Here is a 17,672-nt window from a genome sequence, read left to right as displayed (position 1 = left end):
CCCGAGCGTAGCCGTTGCTGTGAAGGGCCTGAGGGATTCGCCGACCCGCAACATCCGATGCGTACCGTTTAGCAATGCGATTGCGCGTCACCCGCCGCCAGCTCATCGCCGGCTCGCTGGTCACCGTCCTGGTGGCCGGCCTCGTCGTCTGGGCGGCGCTGCCCTCGCCGGTCTCCTACCGGACGTCCGAGCAGCGCATCTCGGTTCGCACCGGGCCTGACGACGCCACCGAGGTGGCGCTCGACACCACGCTCTACCTGCCGAAGTCGGCGAGCTCGGCGAAGCCGGTCCCGGCGATCCTGCTCGCCCACGGCTTCGGCGGCACGAAGCAGAGCGTCCGCAGCGACGCCGAGGACTTCGCCGGCCTGGGGTATGCGGTGCTGACCTGGACCGCCCAGGGCTTCGGCCGCTCGACCGGGGAGATCCACCTCGACCACCCCGACTGGGAGGTCAAGGACGCGCAGCGGCTGCTCGACTGGCTCGCCGCCCGCCCGGACATCGCCAAGGACGGCGGCGACCCGAAGGTGGCCGCGGTCGGCGGCTCCTACGGCGGCGCGCTCGCCCTGCTGCTCGCCGCCCAGGACAAGCGCGTCGATGCAATCGTGCCGATGATCACCTGGAACGATCTGTCGAACGCGTTCCTACCCAACGGCGTGTTCAAGAAACAGTGGGCCGGCCTGTTCTTCGGTAACGGCAACCCCGACCCGCTGACCGCGGCGGCCCCCTCGGGGACGCTCGGCGACCCCCAGTGCGGGCGCTTCGCGAAGGACATCTGCCAGGCGTACCTCAAGATCGCCACGAGCGGCGAGGCCGGACCGGACGAGGTCGCGCTGCTGCGGGAGTCCAGCCCGGCCGCGGTGCTCGACCAGATCAAGGCGCCCACGCTGCTGATCCAGGGGCAGGTCGACACGCTGTTCCCGCTGAGCGAGGGCGACGCCAACGCGCGCGGGATCGCCGCCAACGGCACCCCGGTGCGGGTCGCCTGGTTCACCGGCGGGCACGACGGCGGCACCGGCCCGCAGTCCGAGGTGGATCGGCTGCGGTACCTCACGGCGCAGTGGCTCGACCACTACGTGAAGGGCAACGGCACCGCGCCCGCCAGCAGCTTCACCTACTCGCGGGTCTCGGGCCTCAACGCGCAGGGCCGCGGGCTCGTCACCACGGCGTCGTCGGTCGACGACTATCCGGGGCTCGGCGGCACCGGCCGCTCCTTCGACCTGCAGGGCCCGCCGCAGGACATCGCCAACCCGCCCGCGGGCAACCCGGCCGGGACCTCCTCGCTGCCGATCGCCAACATCGCCAGCCTGCTCGGCGAGGGCGTCTCGGCGGAGATCCCCGGCCAGCACGCGGACTTCGTCTCGGCGCCGCTCACCGAGGCGTACGACGCGGCCGGCGCCCCGACCGTCCGCATCCGGGCGGCGTCGGAGACCGGCGAGGCGGTGCTGTTCGTCAAGCTCTACGACGTGCCGGCCAAGGGCGCCCCGTCGATCCCCGACGGGCTCATCGCGCCGATCCGGCTCACGAACCTGCCCAAGAGCCTCGCCGACGCCCAGCCGGTGACCGTGACGCTGCCGGCCGTGGTGCACCGCTTCGAGGCCGGCAGCCGGGTGCGCATCACGGTCGCCACCGCCGACACCGCGTACTGGTCGCCGGCGGAGCCGGCCGTCTATCAGGTGGCCGTCGACGGGGCGGTCACGCTGCCCACTATCGCCGGGACGCCGATCGCGAACCCCAACGTGATCTGGCGGTACGTGCTGGTCGGGCTGATCGCCGCGATCCTTATCGGGCTGGCGGTCGTCCTGGTGGTCGCCCGCCGCCGGACCAGGCGGATCGACCGCAGCGTCGACGCTGAGCTCGTCGACACGCCGCTGGTCGTGCGCGGGCTGCGCAAGGAGTACGCCAGCTTCGTCGCTGTGTCCAAGGTGGACTTCACCGTCCGGCGCGGGCAGGTGGTCGGCCTGCTCGGCCCCAACGGCGCCGGCAAGACCACCTCGCTGCGGGTGCTGATGGGCCTGACCCGCCCGACCGCGGGCGAGATCCTGGTCTTCGGCCACCAGCTGCTGCCCGGCGCGCCGGTGCTCTCCCGGGTCGGCGCGCTGGTCGAGGGGCCGGGCTTCCTGCCGCACCTCACCGGCGCGCAGAACCTGGAGCTGTACTGGAAGGCGACCGGCCGCCCGCACGAGGACGCGCACTTCGACGAGGCCTACGACATCGCCGGCCTCGGCACGGCGGTCAACCGCCGGGTCAAGACCTACAGCCACGGCATGAAGCAGCGCCTGGCCATCGCCCAGGCCATGCTCGGCCTGCCCGAGCTGCTGGTGCTCGACGAGCCGACGGACGGGCTCGACCCGCCGCAGATCGCCGAGATGCGCAAGGTACTGCGCCGCTACGCGACCGGCGGACGGGCGGTGCTGGTCTCCAGCCACCTGCTGGCCGAGGTCGAGCAGACCTGCACCGACGTCGTGGTCATGCACAAGGGTGAGGTCGTCGCGGCCGGCCCGGTCGACGAGATCGTCGGCGACTCGCCGACCGTCCAGCTCGACGTGTCCGATGTGGACGCCGCCGAGAAGGTGCTGGAGGAGCTGACCGGCGTGCGCTCGGTGGCCTGGTCCGGCGGGCGCGGCCTGGTGGTCGACATCGACGGGACGCCGCGCGCCGAAGTGGTAGCGGCGCTCGTGAGGGCCGGGGTCGGCATCGACCGGGTCACCCCGCGCCGGCGGTTGGAGGACGCGTTCCTGTCGCTCGTCGGCGGGGACACCAAGGCGAGCGGAGAGCGCTGATGACGACCGATGTGGTGGGCGGCGCGGTCGGCTACCGCCCGGGCGCGACCCTGTCCCTGTGGACGGAGATCCGCCGCCAGGCGGCCCGCCGCCGCACCCAGCTCGCGCTGGGTTTCATGGTGCTGCTGCCGCTGATCATCCTGGTGGCGTTCCAGCTCGACAGCGGTGGCGGCGACGACGAGAACGGCGGCGGCGAGTTCTCCCGCCTGTCCGAGCTGGCCACCTCCGGCGGCCCGAACTTCACCCTGTTCACCCTGCTCGTATCGGCCGGCTTCCTGCTGGTCGTCGTGGTCGCGCTCTTCTGCGGCGACACGGTGGCGAGCGAGGCGAGCTGGGGAAGCCTCCGCTACCTGCTGGCGATGCCGGTCCCACGGGCCCGCCTGCTGGGCATCAAGGTGACGGTGGCGCTGCTCTACAGCCTGCTCGCGGTGCTGACCCTGGTCGCGACCGCGCTGCTGGCCGGCACCCTGCGCTACGGCTGGGCGCCGCTGAGCGGCCCGATCGGCGGTGAGATCACCGGGGGTCAGACCATCCTGCGCCTGCTGGAGATCGTCGGCTACCTGTGCGTCTCGATGCTCGTGGTGGCGTCGCTGGCGTTCCTGCTGTCGGTGTTGACCGACGCCCCGCTGGGCGCCGTGGGCGGCGCGGTGCTGCTGCAGATCCTGTCGAACATCCTCGACCAGATCACGGCCCTGGGGAACCTGCGCACCGTCCTGCCGACCCACTACAGCGACGCCTGGCTGGGCCTGCTCTCCACGCCGATGCAGACCGACGACCTGGTGAAAGGCTGTATAGCGGCGCTGGCCTACGCGACGGTCTTCTTCTCGCTGGCCTGGTGGCGCTTCCTGCGCAAGGACGTGGTCAGCTGACGCTCGCGGCACCGCGTCGGGCTGCCGGTCTGCACGCCCGCCGCCCGCCGCCCGCCGCCGTCCGCCGCACGATGGCCGTCTGCACTGCGCCCACCCACCCATCACGCTTGATGCATCATTTCTGATACATCGCTTCTGATGTATCAGCCCGGATGCATCGTTTGTGATGCAACGCTTGTGATGCATCAGTTCGGGCGCATCGGCTGAGATGCATCAGTCGTGATACATCAGATTTGATACATCAGGCTTGATGCATCAGTCCTGATGGGCGGGCGGCGCGACCCAGGGGCGGCGCGCGCCCCGATGGTCGGGCGGCGCGAGTCCCTGTGGTCGGCGTGACGCGAGCCCCGGTCAGGCGGCACGAACCTGTTGTGGTCGGGTGACGTGACTCCGGCGGTCGGAGTGACACGAGCCCCCGGTCAGGCGGTGCGAGCCTCTTGCGGTCGGGCGCCAGGAGTCCGCGCTCGGGCGGCGCGAGCCCAATGTCGTCGGACGACGTGAGCCCCTGTGGTCGGACGGCGTGAGCCGCCTGCGGTGGGGCGGCGTAAGCGCCCTTTGGTTGGGCGGTGCGAGCCCCATGCGGTCGGACGGCGTGAGCCCAATGTCGTCGGACGGCGTGAGCCCCTGTGGTCGGACGGCATGAGCCGCCTGCGGTGGGGCGGCGTGAGCGCCCTGTGGTTGGGCGGTGCGAGCCCCTGATCGGGCGGCGTGGACCCCCGCAGCCGGGCGGCGCGAGCCCCCGCAGCCAGGCGGCAGGATGAACGCGGCGACAGCAGAACTCGCAGCCCGCGAGCCCCGCAGCGGGGGTGCAGAGATAGACCGGTTACCGAACGGTAAGGTGCCCGTCCATGCGGACCTCGGCGTTCGGTGGTGCCCTACTGCTCGTGCTCGGCCTGGCCGGGCTCTCCGGCGCGCTCTACTACGACCAGGCGCACGCCGGCGAGTGGACCTCCTACGCCGAGCACGCCAACGCCATCAACGGACCCGCCGAGGCCCTCACCGCCCAGGTTTTCACGCTCATCGGGGCGATCGCCGCCGGCTTCGGCGCGGCGATCGCCGGCGGCACCGCCATCCTGGCGGCGTTCGGCGGGCGGATCGGGCACTGGATGCTGCGGGTCACCGCGGTCCTCATCCTGGTGCTGCTCCTGCTCGTCGCGGCCGCCCTCGGCGTCGGCGGGCTCACCGGTGGCGAGCCCGCCGCCATCATCGACACGCCCGGATGGCTGCTCGCGGCCGAGATCGGTGGGCTGGCCCTCGCCGTGCTCGGGGCCGGAGTGACAACAGCGAATCTCTGGACATTCACCCCAGCCGAAGAGGGCTACGCCGGGTAGCCGTCAACGGTCGCCATCGGCGGGCGGTCGGGGAGCGACACGTCGGTCACCTGGGGTACGACACCATCCTCATGACGCCGGAACTGGGTCAGCGTCGGCCACAGCTTGTGCTCGGGCGACACGCGGTCGTTGATCGTGTGGACGATCGTGGCCGCCATCCGGCCCAGCGCCGCCGTGTCCTGATGGCCGTGCGTGCGCTGCCCCAGGTCGACCTGGGCGAGCGCGTCCAGCCCCGCGGTGCGGTAGGTGTCGATGAGCAGGCCGGTCTCGACGCCGTAGCCGTACGCGAACGGCAGGCGCTCCAGCAGCGACCGCCGGGCCCCGTACTCGCCCGCGAGCGGCTGGACGACCCCCGCCAGCTCCGGGAAGTGCGCGTTGAGCAGCGGGCGCGCGGCGAGCTCGGTCACCCGCCCGCCGCCGGCCGCGGAGACGTCCAGCAATGGCCGGTCATAGAAGGCCTTCACCATCTGGACGGTCGGGTCGGCGAACAGCGGCCCCAGCAGGCCGGTCACGAAGTGTGGCCGGAAGTCGGTCAGGTCGGCGTCGACGTACACCAGGATGTCGCCCGTCGTGACCGCGAGCGCCTTCCACAGGACCTCGCCCTTGCCCGGGCGGGAACCGGTCCACGGCAGGATGTCGTCGCGGTGGTGGACCACGGCACCGGCCGCGGCGGCCACCTCGGCGGTGCGGTCGACGGAGCCCGAGTCGACCACCACGACCTCGTCCACGAGTGAGCCGAGGGTGAGTACGCCGGTGACGATCTCGCCGACGGTGGGCTCCTCGTCGAGCGCCGGGAGGACCACCGAGACGCGGGTGTCCCGCTTCTGCGCGGCCAACGCGGCGACGGGAAAGTCCAGCCAGGAGGCGGTTCGGGCGGCGAACCAGGCCGCCGCGGAAGGGTGCATGAGTGAAACCGTAGTCACGTCCAACCCGTGAGATGACTCATACGGTGGGTGCCGTGGTGCCCCTTACACTGAAACGCGCACGACACAACTACATACCTCATCCAGAGGGGCAGAGGGATACGGCCCGATGAAGCCCCGGCAACCCCTGCGACGACGACTCGATGGCGAGGCGGTCGCGGTAGGTGCCAATTCCGTCCCGGTGCAACACCCGGGGAAGATGAGAGGAAACCTCGACATGACCTCGACGCTCAGCATCTTCACCGACTCCCCGGCCCGCCACCTCGTCTGTCGCGGTTGCGGAGCCACCTTCCCCCTCGCGGCGCAGCACGCCTGTTTCGAGTGTTTCGGCCCGCTCGAGGTCGGTTACGACGCCGAGGCGCTGGCCAAGGTCACCCGGGCCGAGATCGAAGCGGGACCCAAGAACATCTGGCGCTACGCGCCGCTGCTGCCGGTGGGTAAGGACCCGGCCGGCCGCGTCACGCTCGACCCGGGGCTCACCCCGCTGGTCAAGGCCGACGTGCTGGCCGCCGAGCTCGGCTTCACCGCCCCGCTGTGGGTCAAGGACGACTCGGCCAACCCGACCCACTCGTTCAAGGACCGCGTCGTCTCGGTCGCGCTCACGGCGGCCAAGGCGCTGGGCTTCACGCGGTACTCCTGCGCCTCCACCGGCAACCTCGCCAACTCCGTCGCCGCGCACGCGGCCCGTGCCGGCGTCCCGTCGACCGTGTTCATCCCGGCCGACCTCGAGCCCGGCAAGGTGCTCATGACCGCCGTCTACGGCGGCGAGGTGGTCGCGATCGAGGGCTCCTACGACGAGGTCAACCGGCTCTGCTCGGAGCTGACCGAGACCGACGAGTTCGAGAACACCGCATTCGTCAACGTCAACGTCCGCCCGTTCTACGCCGAGGGCTCCAAGACGCTCGGGTACGAGGTGGCCGAGCAGCTCGGCTGGCGCATCCCGGCCCAGGTGGTCATCCCGATGGCCAGCGGCGAGCTGCTCACCAAGGTCGACAAGGCGTTCAGCGAGCTGGTCGAGATCGGCCTGGTCCCGCCGAGCGAGTGGAAGGTGTTCGGCGCGCAGTCGGCCGGCTGCAACCCGATCGCGACGGCCCTGCACAAGGGCGTCGACGAGATCGTCCCGGTCAAGCCCACCGGCATCGCGAAGTCGCTGAACATCGGCGACCCGGCCGCCGGCATCTACGCGCTGGAGTCCGTCCGCCGCACCGGCGGCTGGATGGAGTACGTCGACGACGACGAGATCCGTGCCGGCATCCAGCTGCTGGCCCGCACCACCGGTGTCTTCGCCGAGACCGCGGGCGGTGTGACGACGGCGGTACTGCAGAAGCTCGTGCAGACCGGCAAGCTCGACCCGACCGCGGAGACGGTCATCTTCAACACCGGCGACGGCCTGAAGACCCTCGATGCGGTCGCCGACCGGGTGGGCTTCACGCACCGCGTCAAGCCCTCGCTGAAGTCGGCCCGCGAGGCCGGGCTGCTGGGATGATTTTTCCGCCCGCCCAGGGGTGATTTCGCTACTGTCCGTTCACGGAGAGAGAGCGCTTCCACGCTTGGACGAGGACGCACTCGTCCGATTGGAGGATCCGGCCGCAACGCAGCGTGACCGCACTCGCGCGGTCCGCTGTGCGAGGGACTTGACGCCCTTTGTCGCGGGGTCCAGGATGCTCGGTGCGGGAGGACGTGTCGCCGCGAGACCCGGGGCTCTGGCCCCGAAGTCCGCGACCACAACACCGGAGGTGTTGGCGAGCGTCCTCTCGACCATTTCCGGGGTCAGGTGCCATCCGCGGGAAAATTCGTTGCCGGTCGATGGGCCCGTCGGTCAGGCTGGCCGCATGACCCAGGACCTCTCCACGCTCGAGATCGTCGAGGTGCGCGCCGATGATCCGGCGGCCGTCGACGCGGCGTTCCAGGTGGGCAACGAGGCGATGCTCGCGGACTATCCCGAGTTCCCGCCCAACTGTCGCTACGAGCACGACCAGCATCTCTTGGTGCCGATGCCCGGCATGGCGCGGCACACCTTCCTCGGCCGCCGCGACGGCGGGCCCGTCGGCACGGCGATGGTCGACCTGCCACTCTGGGACAACCTCGACAAGGCGATGATCGACGTCTCCGTCGTGCCCGCGGCTCGGCGCAGGGGCGTCGGCCGGGCGCTCTACGCGCACGCGGCGGCGTTCGCCCGCGACCAGGGCCGCCGCTCGGCCCTCGGCTTCAGCACCTTCCACGTGGAGGGCTTCGCCCACGCGCTCGGCCTGGAGTCGAAGCTGACCGATGTCCGCCGTCGCCTCGACCTGTCGACCGTGGACGATGCCCTGCTCGACCGGCTGCACGCCGAGGGCCTGGCCCGGGCCGCCGGCTACTCGGTGGTGCGCTGGGGCAATCGCACGCCCGACGAGCTGCTGGAGGACGCGGCCGCGCTCGACAGCTCGTTCATCGACGAGGCGCCGATGGGCGAGCTCGACTACGAGCCCGAGCAGATCGACGCCGACCGGCTCCGGCAGAAGGACGAGGTTCGGTCACAGCACGGCAAGCACACGTACAACACCGGCGTGCTGCACGACGCGAGCGGCCGGCTCGTCGCCTGGAGCGGGATCCGGATGCAGAAGACCGTCGACTGGCACGCCTGGCAGCAGATCACGCTGGTGCACCCGCAGCACCGTGGTCATCGGCTCGGCGTGGTGTCGAAGATCGAGAACCTTCGTTTTCTCCGCGAAGCGGTGCCGACCGTCCGCGTGATCGACACGTTCAACGCCGAGGTCAACGCGCACATGATCGCGATCAACGAGGCGATGGGCTTCCAGGTCCGCGAACGGTGGGCGAACTGGCAGGGCTCAATCGCGTGACCGGTCCTCGTAGAGCGCCAGGAAGATCGAGTACGGCCGGCCCGGGCCACGACGGTCCCGGGCCGCGTACTCGTCGAGCAGCTCGGCGAACCGGTCCTGCAGCTCCTCCCACTCCTCGTCGGTGAGCCGCAGGCCCAGCCGGGCGAAGTGCGCCGGCTGCTCGGCGATCGCCAGCTCCTCCTGGAACGCCTCCAGTACCGCCTGGTGCCCCCGCCCGACGTCGAGGTCCCAGGACTTGTTCGTCGACAGGTAGGGCACCTCCCGCGAGCCGCGCGGCCCGCGCCGCTCCTCCTGCGGCTCCAGGAACCCGGTCGCGACCAGCGTGCGCACGTGGTGGAGCGCGGTGGCCGGGTTGAGCTCGAGCCGCAGCGCGATCTCCTTGTTGGTCAGGGCGCGGTCCAGGCAGACCCGGATGATGCGCAGCCGCGTCGATGACGCGAGCGCCTTGGCCTCGGCCTCGGTGGCCGGCCGTAGTTGTCTGCCCACGGCGTAATCCTACCGATTGACTTTTCCCAATCAGTCGCTGACAGTGGGCTCGTGAGGGTCGGACTGCTGCGCGACCATGATTTCCGTCAGCTGTTCACCGCCGACACGATCAGTCAGGTCGGCACCCAGGTGAGCGTGCTGGCGCTGCCGCTCGTCGCGGTGCTCAACCTGCAGGCCTCGCCGCTGGAGGTCGGCATCCTCACCGCCGCCGAGACCGCGGCGTTCCTGCTCGTGGGCCTGCCGGCGGGCGCCCTGGTCGACCGGGTGCGGCGGCGCGGCGCGATGGTCATTGCCGACCTGCTGCGGGCGGTGCTGCTGGTCTCGGTCCCGGTCGCGTGGTGGCTCGATGTCCTTTCGATGCCCCAGCTGTACCTTGTGGGCCTGCTCGCCGGCGTCTGCACGGTCTTCTTCGACGTGTCGTACCAGAGCTACCTGCCCTTCCTGGTGGGCAAGGAGCACCTGGTCGAGGGCAACTCGCGGCTCGAGCTCGTGCGCTCGACCGCGCAGATCGGCGGCCCGACCGTGGCCGGTCTGCTCGTCAAAGCGGTCGGCGGGCCCGTCGCGATGCTGGTCGACGGGGTGAGCTACCTGGTCTCGGCCCTCTTCCTGGGCCGGATCCGCCGGATCGAGGAGCGGCCCGAGCGGCATCCCGACGCGCATCTCGGCCGCGAGATCCTGGAGGGGTTGCGGTTCGTCGTCGGCAACCGGCTGCTGCGGGCCATCGCGGCCTGTACCGGTACCGCCAACTTCTTCGGCGCCATCGTCCAGGCCACGCTGGTCATGTTCCTGGCCCGCGAGCTGGCGCTGTCGCCGGCCCTCATCGGCCTGTTCTTCACGGTCGGCGGCCTCGGCGCGCTCGCGGGCGCGTTCCTCGTCCGCCCGATCACCCAGCTGGTCGGGGCGGGGCCGGCGATCTGGCTCGGCATCCTGGTCGGCGACCTCGGCGGCCTGCTCGTCCCGCTGGCGGCGCCGGGCTGGCGGCTCTGGCTCGCCGCGGCCGGCAGCGCCCTCTTCGGCATCGGGGTGATCGTCTACAACGTCAACCAGGTGAGCTTCCGCCAGGGCATCACCCCCGACGCGCTCCTCGGCCGGATGAACGCGACGATGCGGTTCATCGTCTGGGGCACGCTCCCGCTCGGTGCCCTGGCCGGCGGCGCGCTCGCCTCGGCGATCGGCGTCCACGAGGCGCTCTGGGTCGCCTCGGTCGGCGCGCTGGTCGCCGTGGTCCCCATTCTCGTGTCACCCTTGCGCTCGATGCGCGAACTGACTCCCGCCGCCCCCGCGGGCACGGAGGCGGTGCGGAAATAGCCGATCTTGTGGTTGTGCCGGGCGGTGCCGCCTCCAGTCGCTGAAGCTCGACACAACCGCAAGATCGGCGCTCTTCCGGTGGCAGGATGGCGGCATGGAGAACTCACACCCCATGTTCACCAAGCACACCGACACGCTGGAGCGGGCGCTGACCGCGATCGCCGAGCGGTCGTACTGGTCCGCGTTCCCTGAGTCACCCAGTCCCCGCGTCTACGGCGAGACCGCCGCGGCCGACGGCGAGGCGGCCTTCCGGGCCTACCTCGGCGCCGACTTCCCCCTGAAGGACCAGCCCGGCGTGACCGACTGGGTCGCGACCGAGACGTCGCCGTTCGGCATCGCCCTCGACGTGCGCTACCCGCACCTCGACCCCTCGTTCCTCGACGCGATGACCGCGGCCCGGCCCGCCTGGCGCGCGGCCGGCCCGCAGGCCCGCACCGGCGTCTGCCTGGAGATCCTGACCCGCCTGCACGCCGCCTCGTTCGAGTTGGCCAACGCGGTGCACGCCACGACCGGCCAGGCCTTCGTCATGGCCTTCCAGGCCGGCGCCCCGCACGCGTTCGACCGGGCGCTGGAGGCCATCGCCTACGCCTACCGTGAGATGACCCGCACGCCCGCCACCGCCGACTGGGAGAAGCCCGCCGGCAAGGGTCAGACGCTGCACATGAGCAAGACCTTCCATGTCGTACCGCGGGGCATCGCCCTCGTCATCGGCTGCAACACGTTCCCGACCTGGAACTCGTACCCGGGCTTCTTCGCCTCGCTGGTGACGGGCAACCCCGTCGTCGTCAAGCCGCACCCGCGCGCGGTGCTGCCGCTCGCCATCACCGTGAAGATCGCCCGCGAGGTGCTCGCCGAGGCCGGCTTCGACCCCAACCTGGTCGTGCTCGCCGCCGAGGCGCCCGGCGAGGGCCTGGCCAAGACGCTCGCCCTGCGCCCCGAGGTGCGCATCATCGACTTCACCGGCTCGACCGAGTTCGGCGACTGGCTCGAGGGCAACGCGCGGCAGGCCGCCGTCTACACGGAGAAGGCCGGCGTCAACACCATCGTGGTGGACTCCACCGACGATTTCGCCGGGATGTGCCGCAACATCGGATTCTCATTGGTGTTGTACTCCGGGCAGATGTGCACGACGCCGCAGAACATCCTCGTCCCGTTGGCCGGCATCGCCTCCGACGAGGGGCACAAGAGCCTCGACGACGTCGCGGCCGGCATCGCGGACGCGGTCGGGAAGCTCACCGCCGACCCGGCGCGCGGCGTCGAACTCACCGGCGCGATCGTGAACGACAACGTTCTCTCCCGAATCGAGAAAGCGTCTCACGTTGGTGAGTCGGTGCTCGAATCCTCAGACGTTTCGCATCCGGCGTACGAAGGCGCCACCGTCCGCACGCCACTCATCCGGAAACTCGGTGCGGACGATGCCGAGACGTATGGCACCGAGTGGTTCGGCCCAATTTCGTTCGTTGTCGCCACCGATTCCACTGCGGGCAGTTTGCGGATCTTCACCGACACCGTCGGACGGAAGGGCGCATTGACCGCCTCGGTCTATTCCACATCGCCGGATGTGCTCGACGAGATGGAAGAGGCGGCGCTGGACGCAGGCGTGCATTTGTCAGTCAACTTGACCGGCGGGGTCTTCGTGAACCAGTCGGCGGCGTTTTCCGACTTCCACGCCAGCGGTGCCAATCCGGCGGCCAATGCGGCGCTCACGGACGGTGCGTACGTGGCCAACCGCTTCCGGGTCGTCCAGTCCCGCCGCCACGTCTAGTTACCTACACGTAGTCGCCGGGCGATGCTTGACTCGGCAAAGAAAGGTCGCCGAGAAGGCATGCTCGGCGACCTTTTCCACCTGCTTGATTCGTGACCTTGCTGTCCGATTTGGGCCTGTCGAGGGCTGCCTTAGCTCGTGTACCGTGCGTTTCGGTCGTCGTTCCTTCGCCGGTGCCACCCCCGGACCCGGCGTCGTGGGTCGAAGACCCGCCGGCTGGTCCCCACAGCCAGCCGAGTGACGCAGAAGGACCGAAGTAGAGGAAGTGCACCGTGGCACAGGGCACCGTCAAGTGGTTCAACAGCGAGAAGGGCTACGGCTTCATCGCGGTCGACGGGGGACAGGACGTGTTCGTCCACTTCTCCGCGATCCAGATGGACGGCTACAAGTCGCTGGAAGACGGACAGCGCGTCGAGTTCGAGATCGCGCAGGGCCAGAAGGGCCCTCAGGCAGAGGGGGTCCGGCTCCTCGCCTGACGAAACGTCCGCAGAAACCCCGCCGGGGCACCGTCCTCATTGATGAGGATCGGTGCCCTGCGTCTTTTTCCGGACGATTCGCGGGATGCGAAGCCATTCGTCCGAATTAACGGCTTGGTCACTTCTTCGGGCTTGCCGGCGCCGCCGGGCCCTGCGGGGCCCCCGCGGCGGTTGCGCTCCGTGATCAACCCGTCGTTGCGCTGCGTGGTCGTCCACCTCGGGCGTCACCCGGGCTTTGCTTGCACTCGACCGGGCAGAGTGCTAAACAAGGTGTTGGCACTCCCAACTGGTGAGTGCCAACGGTCGGGGCGGTGCAGTCCTCCGGTGTGCAAACACCGAGAGGCTGGTCGTCGCGGGCTATTCCGGCCCGACCAACGAGGATCCGGTGGATCCCCGAAGGTGCGAAAGCAGGCGGTGAGCCGCCGGCCCCACGCGGGTCGCAGGCGAATCGTGGATGTCCAGGAGGACAACGCCGAATGGCCAAGATTATCGCGTTCGACGAGGAAGCGCGCCGCGGTCTTGAGCGGGGCATGAACACCCTCGCCGACGCCGTCAAGGTGACGCTGGGCCCGAAGGGCCGCAACGTCGTCCTCGAGAAGAAGTGGGGCGCCCCCACCATCACCAACGATGGTGTGAGCATCGCCAAGGAGATCGAGCTCGAGGACCCGTACGAGAAGATCGGCGCCGAGCTGGTCAAGGAGGTCGCCAAGAAGACCGACGACGTTGCCGGTGACGGCACGACGACGGCGACCGTCCTGGCCCAGGCGCTCGTGCGCGAAGGCCTGCGCAACGTCGCGGCCGGCGCCAACCCGATGGCCCTGAAGCGCGGCATCGAGGCGGCGGTCGCGTCCGTCGCCGACGAGCTCGCCAACCTGGCCAAGGACGTCGAGACCAAGGAGCAGATCGCCTCCACCGCCTCGATCTCCGCCGGTGACTCCACGGTCGGCGAGATCATCGCCGAGGCGATGGACAAGGTCGGCAAGGAAGGCGTCATCACCGTCGAGGAGAGCAACACCTTCGGGCTCGAGCTGGAGCTCACCGAGGGCATGCGCTTCGACAAGGGCTACATCTCGCCGTACTTCGTGACCGACACCGAGCGGATGGAGGCCGTCCTCGACGACCCCTACATCCTCATCGTCGAGTCGAAGATCTCCGCGGTGAAGGACCTCCTCCCGGTGCTGGAGAAGGTCATGCAGTCGGGCAAGCCGCTCGCGATCATCTCCGAGGACGTCGAGGCCGAGGCCCTGGCGACCCTCGTGGTGAACAAGATCCGCGGCACCTTCAAGTCGGTCGCCGTCAAGGCCCCCGGCTTCGGTGACCGCCGCAAGGCGATGCTGACCGACATCGCGATCCTGACCGGTGGTCAGGTCATCAGCGAGACCGTCGGCCTCAAGCTGGAGAACGCCGACCTCGGCCTGCTCGGTCGCGCCCGCAAGGTCGTCGTGACCAAGGACGAGACCACGATCGTCGACGGCTCGGGCGACGCCGAGGCCATCAACGGCCGCGTCGCGCAGATCCGTGCCGAGATCGAGAAGAGCGACAGCGACTACGACCGCGAGAAGCTGCAGGAGCGCCTGGCCAAGCTGGCCGGCGGCGTTGCGGTCATCAAGGTCGGCGCCGCGACCGAGGTCGAGCTCAAGGAGCGCAAGCACCGCATCGAGGACGCCGTTCGCAACGCGAAGGCGGCCGTCGAGGAGGGCATCGTCCCGGGTGGTGGCGTCGCGCTGGTCCAGGCCGGCAAGACGGCGTTCGACAAGCTCGACCTGGTCGGCGACGAGGCGACCGGTGCGCAGATCGTGAAGGTCGCGCTCGACGCCCCGCTGCGTCAGATCGCGGTCAACGCGGGCCTCGAGGGCGGCGTCGTCGTCGAGCGCGTGCGCAACCTGGAGGCCGGTCACGGCCTCAACGCCGCGACGGGCGACTACGTCAACCTGCTGGCCGAGGGCATCATCGACCCGGCCAAGGTGACCCGCTCCGCGCTGCAGAACGCCGCGTCGATCGCGGCCCTGTTCCTCACCACGGAGGCCGTGGTGGCGGACAAGCCGGAGAAGGAGAAGGCCCCGGCCGGCGCCCCCGGCGGCGGCGACATGGACTTCTGAGTCCGAGCTCACGTGAACGGGCCGGGCACCGCAAGGTGCCCGGCCCGCTTCGCGTTCTGTAGGCCGCGGGACGACACATGCGTGGGGCGCTAGCCGCAGGTTTCGCGCAGGACGCGCAGTGTGTTGTCCCAGCCGAGCGCGCGCAGCTCGCGCTCGGACCAGCCGCGGGAGCTCAGCTCCTCGAACAGGGCCGGGTACGTGCTCACGTCGTGCAGGCCGTCGGGCAGCACCTCGGTACCGTCGAAATCCCCGCCCAGGCCGACCGCTCCGAGGCCCGCCACCGAGCGGACGTGCTCGACGTGGTCGGCCACATCGCTGATGGTCGATGGAGGGCACGGGTTGGCCGCGATCCACGCGGTTCGTTCCCGCTCGAAGTCCGCGGTGTCCCACGGGGACGTGATGGCGTCCTCGACGCGGTACAGCTCGTCGCCCCACTGCCGGCACGCCTCGTTCAGGAAGAACGGCACGAAGGTCACCATGACGACGCCGCCGGTGTCGCGCACGCGGGCCAGGACGTCGTCGGGGACGTTGCGCGGGTGGTCGCACAGGGCCCGGGCGGACGAGTGCGAGAAGAACGCCGGGGCGGTCGACGTGTCCAGCGCGGCGTGCATCGTGGCCGGGGCGACGTGCGACAGGTCGACCAGCATGCCGAGCCGGTTCATCTCGCGTACCACCTCGTGCCCGAACGGCGACAGGCCGCCGACTGCCGGCTCGTCGGTCGCGCTGTCCGCCCACGTGGTGTTCCGCGAGTGGGTCAGCGTCAGGTACCGCACGCCGAGGCGGTGCAGCGCCCGCAGTACACCCAGGGAATTGTCCAGACAGTGACCACCCTCGGCGCCGAGCAGGGACGCGATGCGCCCCGAGGCGGCGATGCGCACGATGTCGTCGGCGCTCGTGGCCAGGGCCAGGTCGCCGGGGTGGCGCTCGGCCAGCCGTCGAACAAGGTCGATCTGTTCCAGCACCTGTACCGCGGCGGTCGCCTCCGGCCGGTCGACCGGCACGTACACGGACCAGAACTGCGCACCCACCCCGCCTTTGCGCAGCCGCGGCAGGTCGGTGTGGAGCTTGTGCCCGCTCAGATCCGTCCCGATGTCGAGCCGGTCGTGCGGGTCGCGCACGCGCAGGCGCCATGGAAGGTCGTTGTGTCCGTCGATGACCGGTACAGCAGCGCTCATGGCTCGACCTTATGCGTGTTTTGCCGCGTCCTCATACGGTGAAGTGGCCTGCACGACGGCGGCGAACGCGGCCATCGTGCACCGCTACAGCGCCTTGCCGTAGATCCAGAAGATGCGCTCGATGCGCGCGCCGACGGCCTTGGAGTAGAACGCGACCGGCCCGGCCCAGCCGATCTGCGCGGTGTCGTGCCGGTTCGCCCGCTGGTCGGCGAGGCAGCGCCGCAGCAGCACCCGCCCGACCCCGAGCCCTTCCGCGGCCGGCGCCGTGCCCATCGGCCCGAACCAGCTGGGCCGGTTCGCGCCGTACGCCGCGAAGCCGAGGATCTCCCCGTCCCGCACGGCCACGTAACACCCGGCGCCGTCCCGCCCGATCGACTGCCCGACCTCCCAGGCCCACCCGTCGCCCCAGATGGAACGCACCCACTCGCTGGTCTCCGGCGGCGCCTCCATGACCTTCACCCCGGCCCCGGCGAGCCGGTTCTCGTCCCGCTCGGCGTCGTCGCTGCTGCGGTGCAGGTCGGCGGTCATGTTCCAGGCGGTGTCCTCAAGGCCGTACCCGCTCTTGTTGGCAAGACAGACCGCCGCGGTGTACCGCACGTCGATCCCCGGCCAGGCGTAACACGGCGGGTTCCCCCCGAGCCGAACCCGCTCACACCCGAGCCCGCGCAGCCGGTCCTCGGCCGCGGCCAGCAGCTGACTCCCGACGCCCCGCCGCCGCGCGCTTTCTCGCACGGCAAGCAGCTCGACGTAGCCGAGCCGCGGATCCCGATCGCTGACGGACCCGAAGACGACCCCGTCCCCGCGGCCGTCCACGAACCGAAACCCGATCCGCCCGCCCGGCCCGTCAGCGAGCCGCCGCACAAGCAGCCGCGCCTCGCCCGAGTCACCGTCAAGATCAAGCGCCTCGGCCGCGATCCGCGCAGCGGTGTCCAGCTCCGCAAGGTCCACGATCATTTGGTAAACATACCTAACTGTTACCGCGCGGGCCGCCGCAAACAGGCCCACCCACCCAGGTCGTCACCACGATGTAACAAACCCTGTTACAGCCACCGATGACCAACCCGGTGCCAGCCTTCCATGATCAAGGGAAACATCTGGCCGCCATAACAACCACAAGTTTCCCTCGATCATGAGCGATTCGACGGACGCCCCGAGGGCGGGAGAGTCGAGGGCGCGCTGCCGCCCGCTCCGCCCGCCGCCGGCTGGCCGCGTAACGGATATTTCGGATCTGTCGGTCACGGAGCACCTGCGGCTCGGGGCGTGGCGATGGGCTGACGGCGGGGTGGGGCGAGCGCGGCATTGGAAGCGGCCGCGCCCACAAGCCGAGGCGGGCCGGTGGGTGGGCGCAAGGCGGACGGGAACGGCGATGGGCGCTTTGTCCACTTGGTGAGTGCAAGCCGAGGGCGGCTCGGGTGGCGTCGAGCCCGCGGTCGGGGAGCGCCCGCCGAATGGGCGCCGTGGTGGGCACTTTGTCCACATTCTGACGGACGGCGGCGAGATGACGTGGGATCGGCGCGGACGGGACGAGGGCGGTGATGGGCGGCTGTGCCTACATGCCGAGGAGCGGCGGGGAATGAGGGCGGGCCGAGGGGCGGCGGGGAATGAGGGCGGGCCGAGGGG

At 70.3% G+C, this 17,672-nt stretch carries 13 protein-coding genes and 1 riboswitch; of the genes, 9 read left to right on the top strand and 4 right to left on the bottom strand.

What is annotated here, in order from left to right:
• The first annotated feature begins 74 nt into the window (after positions 1 to 74).
• The 3 genes from ABZS66_RS02515 to ABZS66_RS02505 all read left to right on the top strand — a co-directional run bounded on the left by ABZS66_RS02515 (position 75) and on the right by ABZS66_RS02505 (position 4,980).
• Positions 75 to 2,780: an alpha/beta fold hydrolase gene (locus tag ABZS66_RS02515; protein ID WP_354754402.1), complete on the top strand. Its 2,706-nt coding sequence runs from the start codon at positions 75 to 77 to the stop codon at positions 2,778 to 2,780.
• Positions 2,780 to 3,649 (top strand): ABC transporter permease subunit, encoded by an 870-nt coding sequence (locus ABZS66_RS02510; protein WP_354754400.1) that lies wholly within the window; start codon positions 2,780 to 2,782, stop codon positions 3,647 to 3,649. The genes ABZS66_RS02515 and ABZS66_RS02510 overlap by 1 nt, the downstream gene beginning before the upstream one ends.
• Positions 3,650 to 4,497: 848 nt before the next feature.
• The gene (locus tag ABZS66_RS02505; RefSeq protein ID WP_354754398.1) at positions 4,498 to 4,980 is read left to right on the top strand and encodes a hypothetical protein; all 483 of its coding nucleotides are present in this window, start codon (positions 4,498 to 4,500) and stop codon (positions 4,978 to 4,980) included.
• Here ABZS66_RS02505 and ABZS66_RS02500 read toward each other — a convergent pair.
• The gene (locus ABZS66_RS02500) at positions 4,968 to 5,885 is read right to left on the bottom strand and encodes a glucosyl-3-phosphoglycerate synthase (RefSeq protein ID WP_354754397.1); all 918 of its coding nucleotides are present in this window, start codon (positions 5,883 to 5,885) and stop codon (positions 4,968 to 4,970) included. The two genes, ABZS66_RS02505 and ABZS66_RS02500, sit on opposite strands and share 13 nt — an antisense overlap.
• Positions 5,886 to 5,979: 94 nt before the next feature.
• A riboswitch (SAM riboswitch) is annotated at positions 5,980 to 6,109 on the top strand.
• An 11-nt stretch (positions 6,110 to 6,120) separates the two neighbouring features.
• Here ABZS66_RS02500 and thrC point away from each other — a divergent pair.
• A complete protein-coding gene (thrC, locus tag ABZS66_RS02495; protein ID WP_354754395.1) occupies positions 6,121 to 7,389 on the top strand; it encodes a threonine synthase in 1,269 nt (422 codons plus the stop codon).
• A gap of 346 nt (positions 7,390 to 7,735) precedes the next feature.
• Positions 7,736 to 8,743 (top strand): GNAT family N-acetyltransferase, encoded by a 1,008-nt coding sequence (locus tag ABZS66_RS02490; protein ID WP_354754393.1) that lies wholly within the window; start codon positions 7,736 to 7,738, stop codon positions 8,741 to 8,743.
• Here the strand turns inward: ABZS66_RS02490 and ABZS66_RS02485 are convergent.
• Positions 8,732 to 9,229, bottom strand: coding sequence for a winged helix-turn-helix domain-containing protein (locus tag ABZS66_RS02485; protein WP_354754391.1), 498 nt, complete (start codon positions 9,227 to 9,229; stop codon positions 8,732 to 8,734). The two genes, ABZS66_RS02490 and ABZS66_RS02485, sit on opposite strands and share 12 nt — an antisense overlap.
• A 51-nt stretch (positions 9,230 to 9,280) precedes the next feature.
• Between ABZS66_RS02485 and ABZS66_RS02480 the strand changes: the two genes are divergently transcribed.
• The 4 genes from ABZS66_RS02480 to groL all read left to right on the top strand — a co-directional run bounded on the left by ABZS66_RS02480 (position 9,281) and on the right by groL (position 14,877).
• Positions 9,281 to 10,537: an MFS transporter gene (locus ABZS66_RS02480; RefSeq protein ID WP_354754389.1), complete on the top strand. Its 1,257-nt coding sequence runs from the start codon at positions 9,281 to 9,283 to the stop codon at positions 10,535 to 10,537.
• 94 nt (positions 10,538 to 10,631) lie between these two features.
• On the top strand, positions 10,632 to 12,302 hold the full coding sequence (gene paaN / locus ABZS66_RS02475) for a phenylacetic acid degradation protein PaaN (protein WP_354754387.1): 1,671 nt from the start codon (positions 10,632 to 10,634) through the stop codon (positions 12,300 to 12,302).
• Between the two features lie 272 nt (positions 12,303 to 12,574).
• Entirely contained in the window at positions 12,575 to 12,778 is a 204-nt protein-coding gene (locus ABZS66_RS02470; protein ID WP_190251253.1) for a cold-shock protein, read from the top strand.
• A 476-nt stretch (positions 12,779 to 13,254) separates the two neighbouring features.
• Positions 13,255 to 14,877 carry a chaperonin GroEL gene (gene groL / locus ABZS66_RS02465; RefSeq protein WP_354754385.1) on the top strand — a complete coding sequence of 541 codons (1,623 nt, stop codon included), beginning with the start codon at positions 13,255 to 13,257 and terminating at the stop codon, positions 14,875 to 14,877.
• 89 nt (positions 14,878 to 14,966) lie between these two features.
• Here groL and ABZS66_RS02460 read toward each other — a convergent pair whose 3' ends face one another.
• Both ABZS66_RS02460 and ABZS66_RS02455 read right to left on the bottom strand, forming a co-directional pair.
• Entirely contained in the window at positions 14,967 to 16,052 is a 1,086-nt protein-coding gene (locus ABZS66_RS02460) for a dipeptidase (protein ID WP_354754383.1), read from the bottom strand.
• Between the two features lie 84 nt (positions 16,053 to 16,136).
• The gene (locus ABZS66_RS02455) at positions 16,137 to 17,006 is read right to left on the bottom strand and encodes a GNAT family N-acetyltransferase (protein ID WP_354754381.1); all 870 of its coding nucleotides are present in this window, start codon (positions 17,004 to 17,006) and stop codon (positions 16,137 to 16,139) included.
• Positions 17,007 to 17,672 lie beyond the last annotated feature (666 nt).

The sequence above is a fragment of the Dactylosporangium sp. NPDC005572 genome, assembly GCF_040605515.1.
GTDB lineage: Bacteria > Actinomycetota > Actinomycetes > Mycobacteriales > Micromonosporaceae > Dactylosporangium.
Note: the sequence above shows the minus strand (reverse complement) of the source record. Positions and strands in the feature narration are given on the sequence as shown.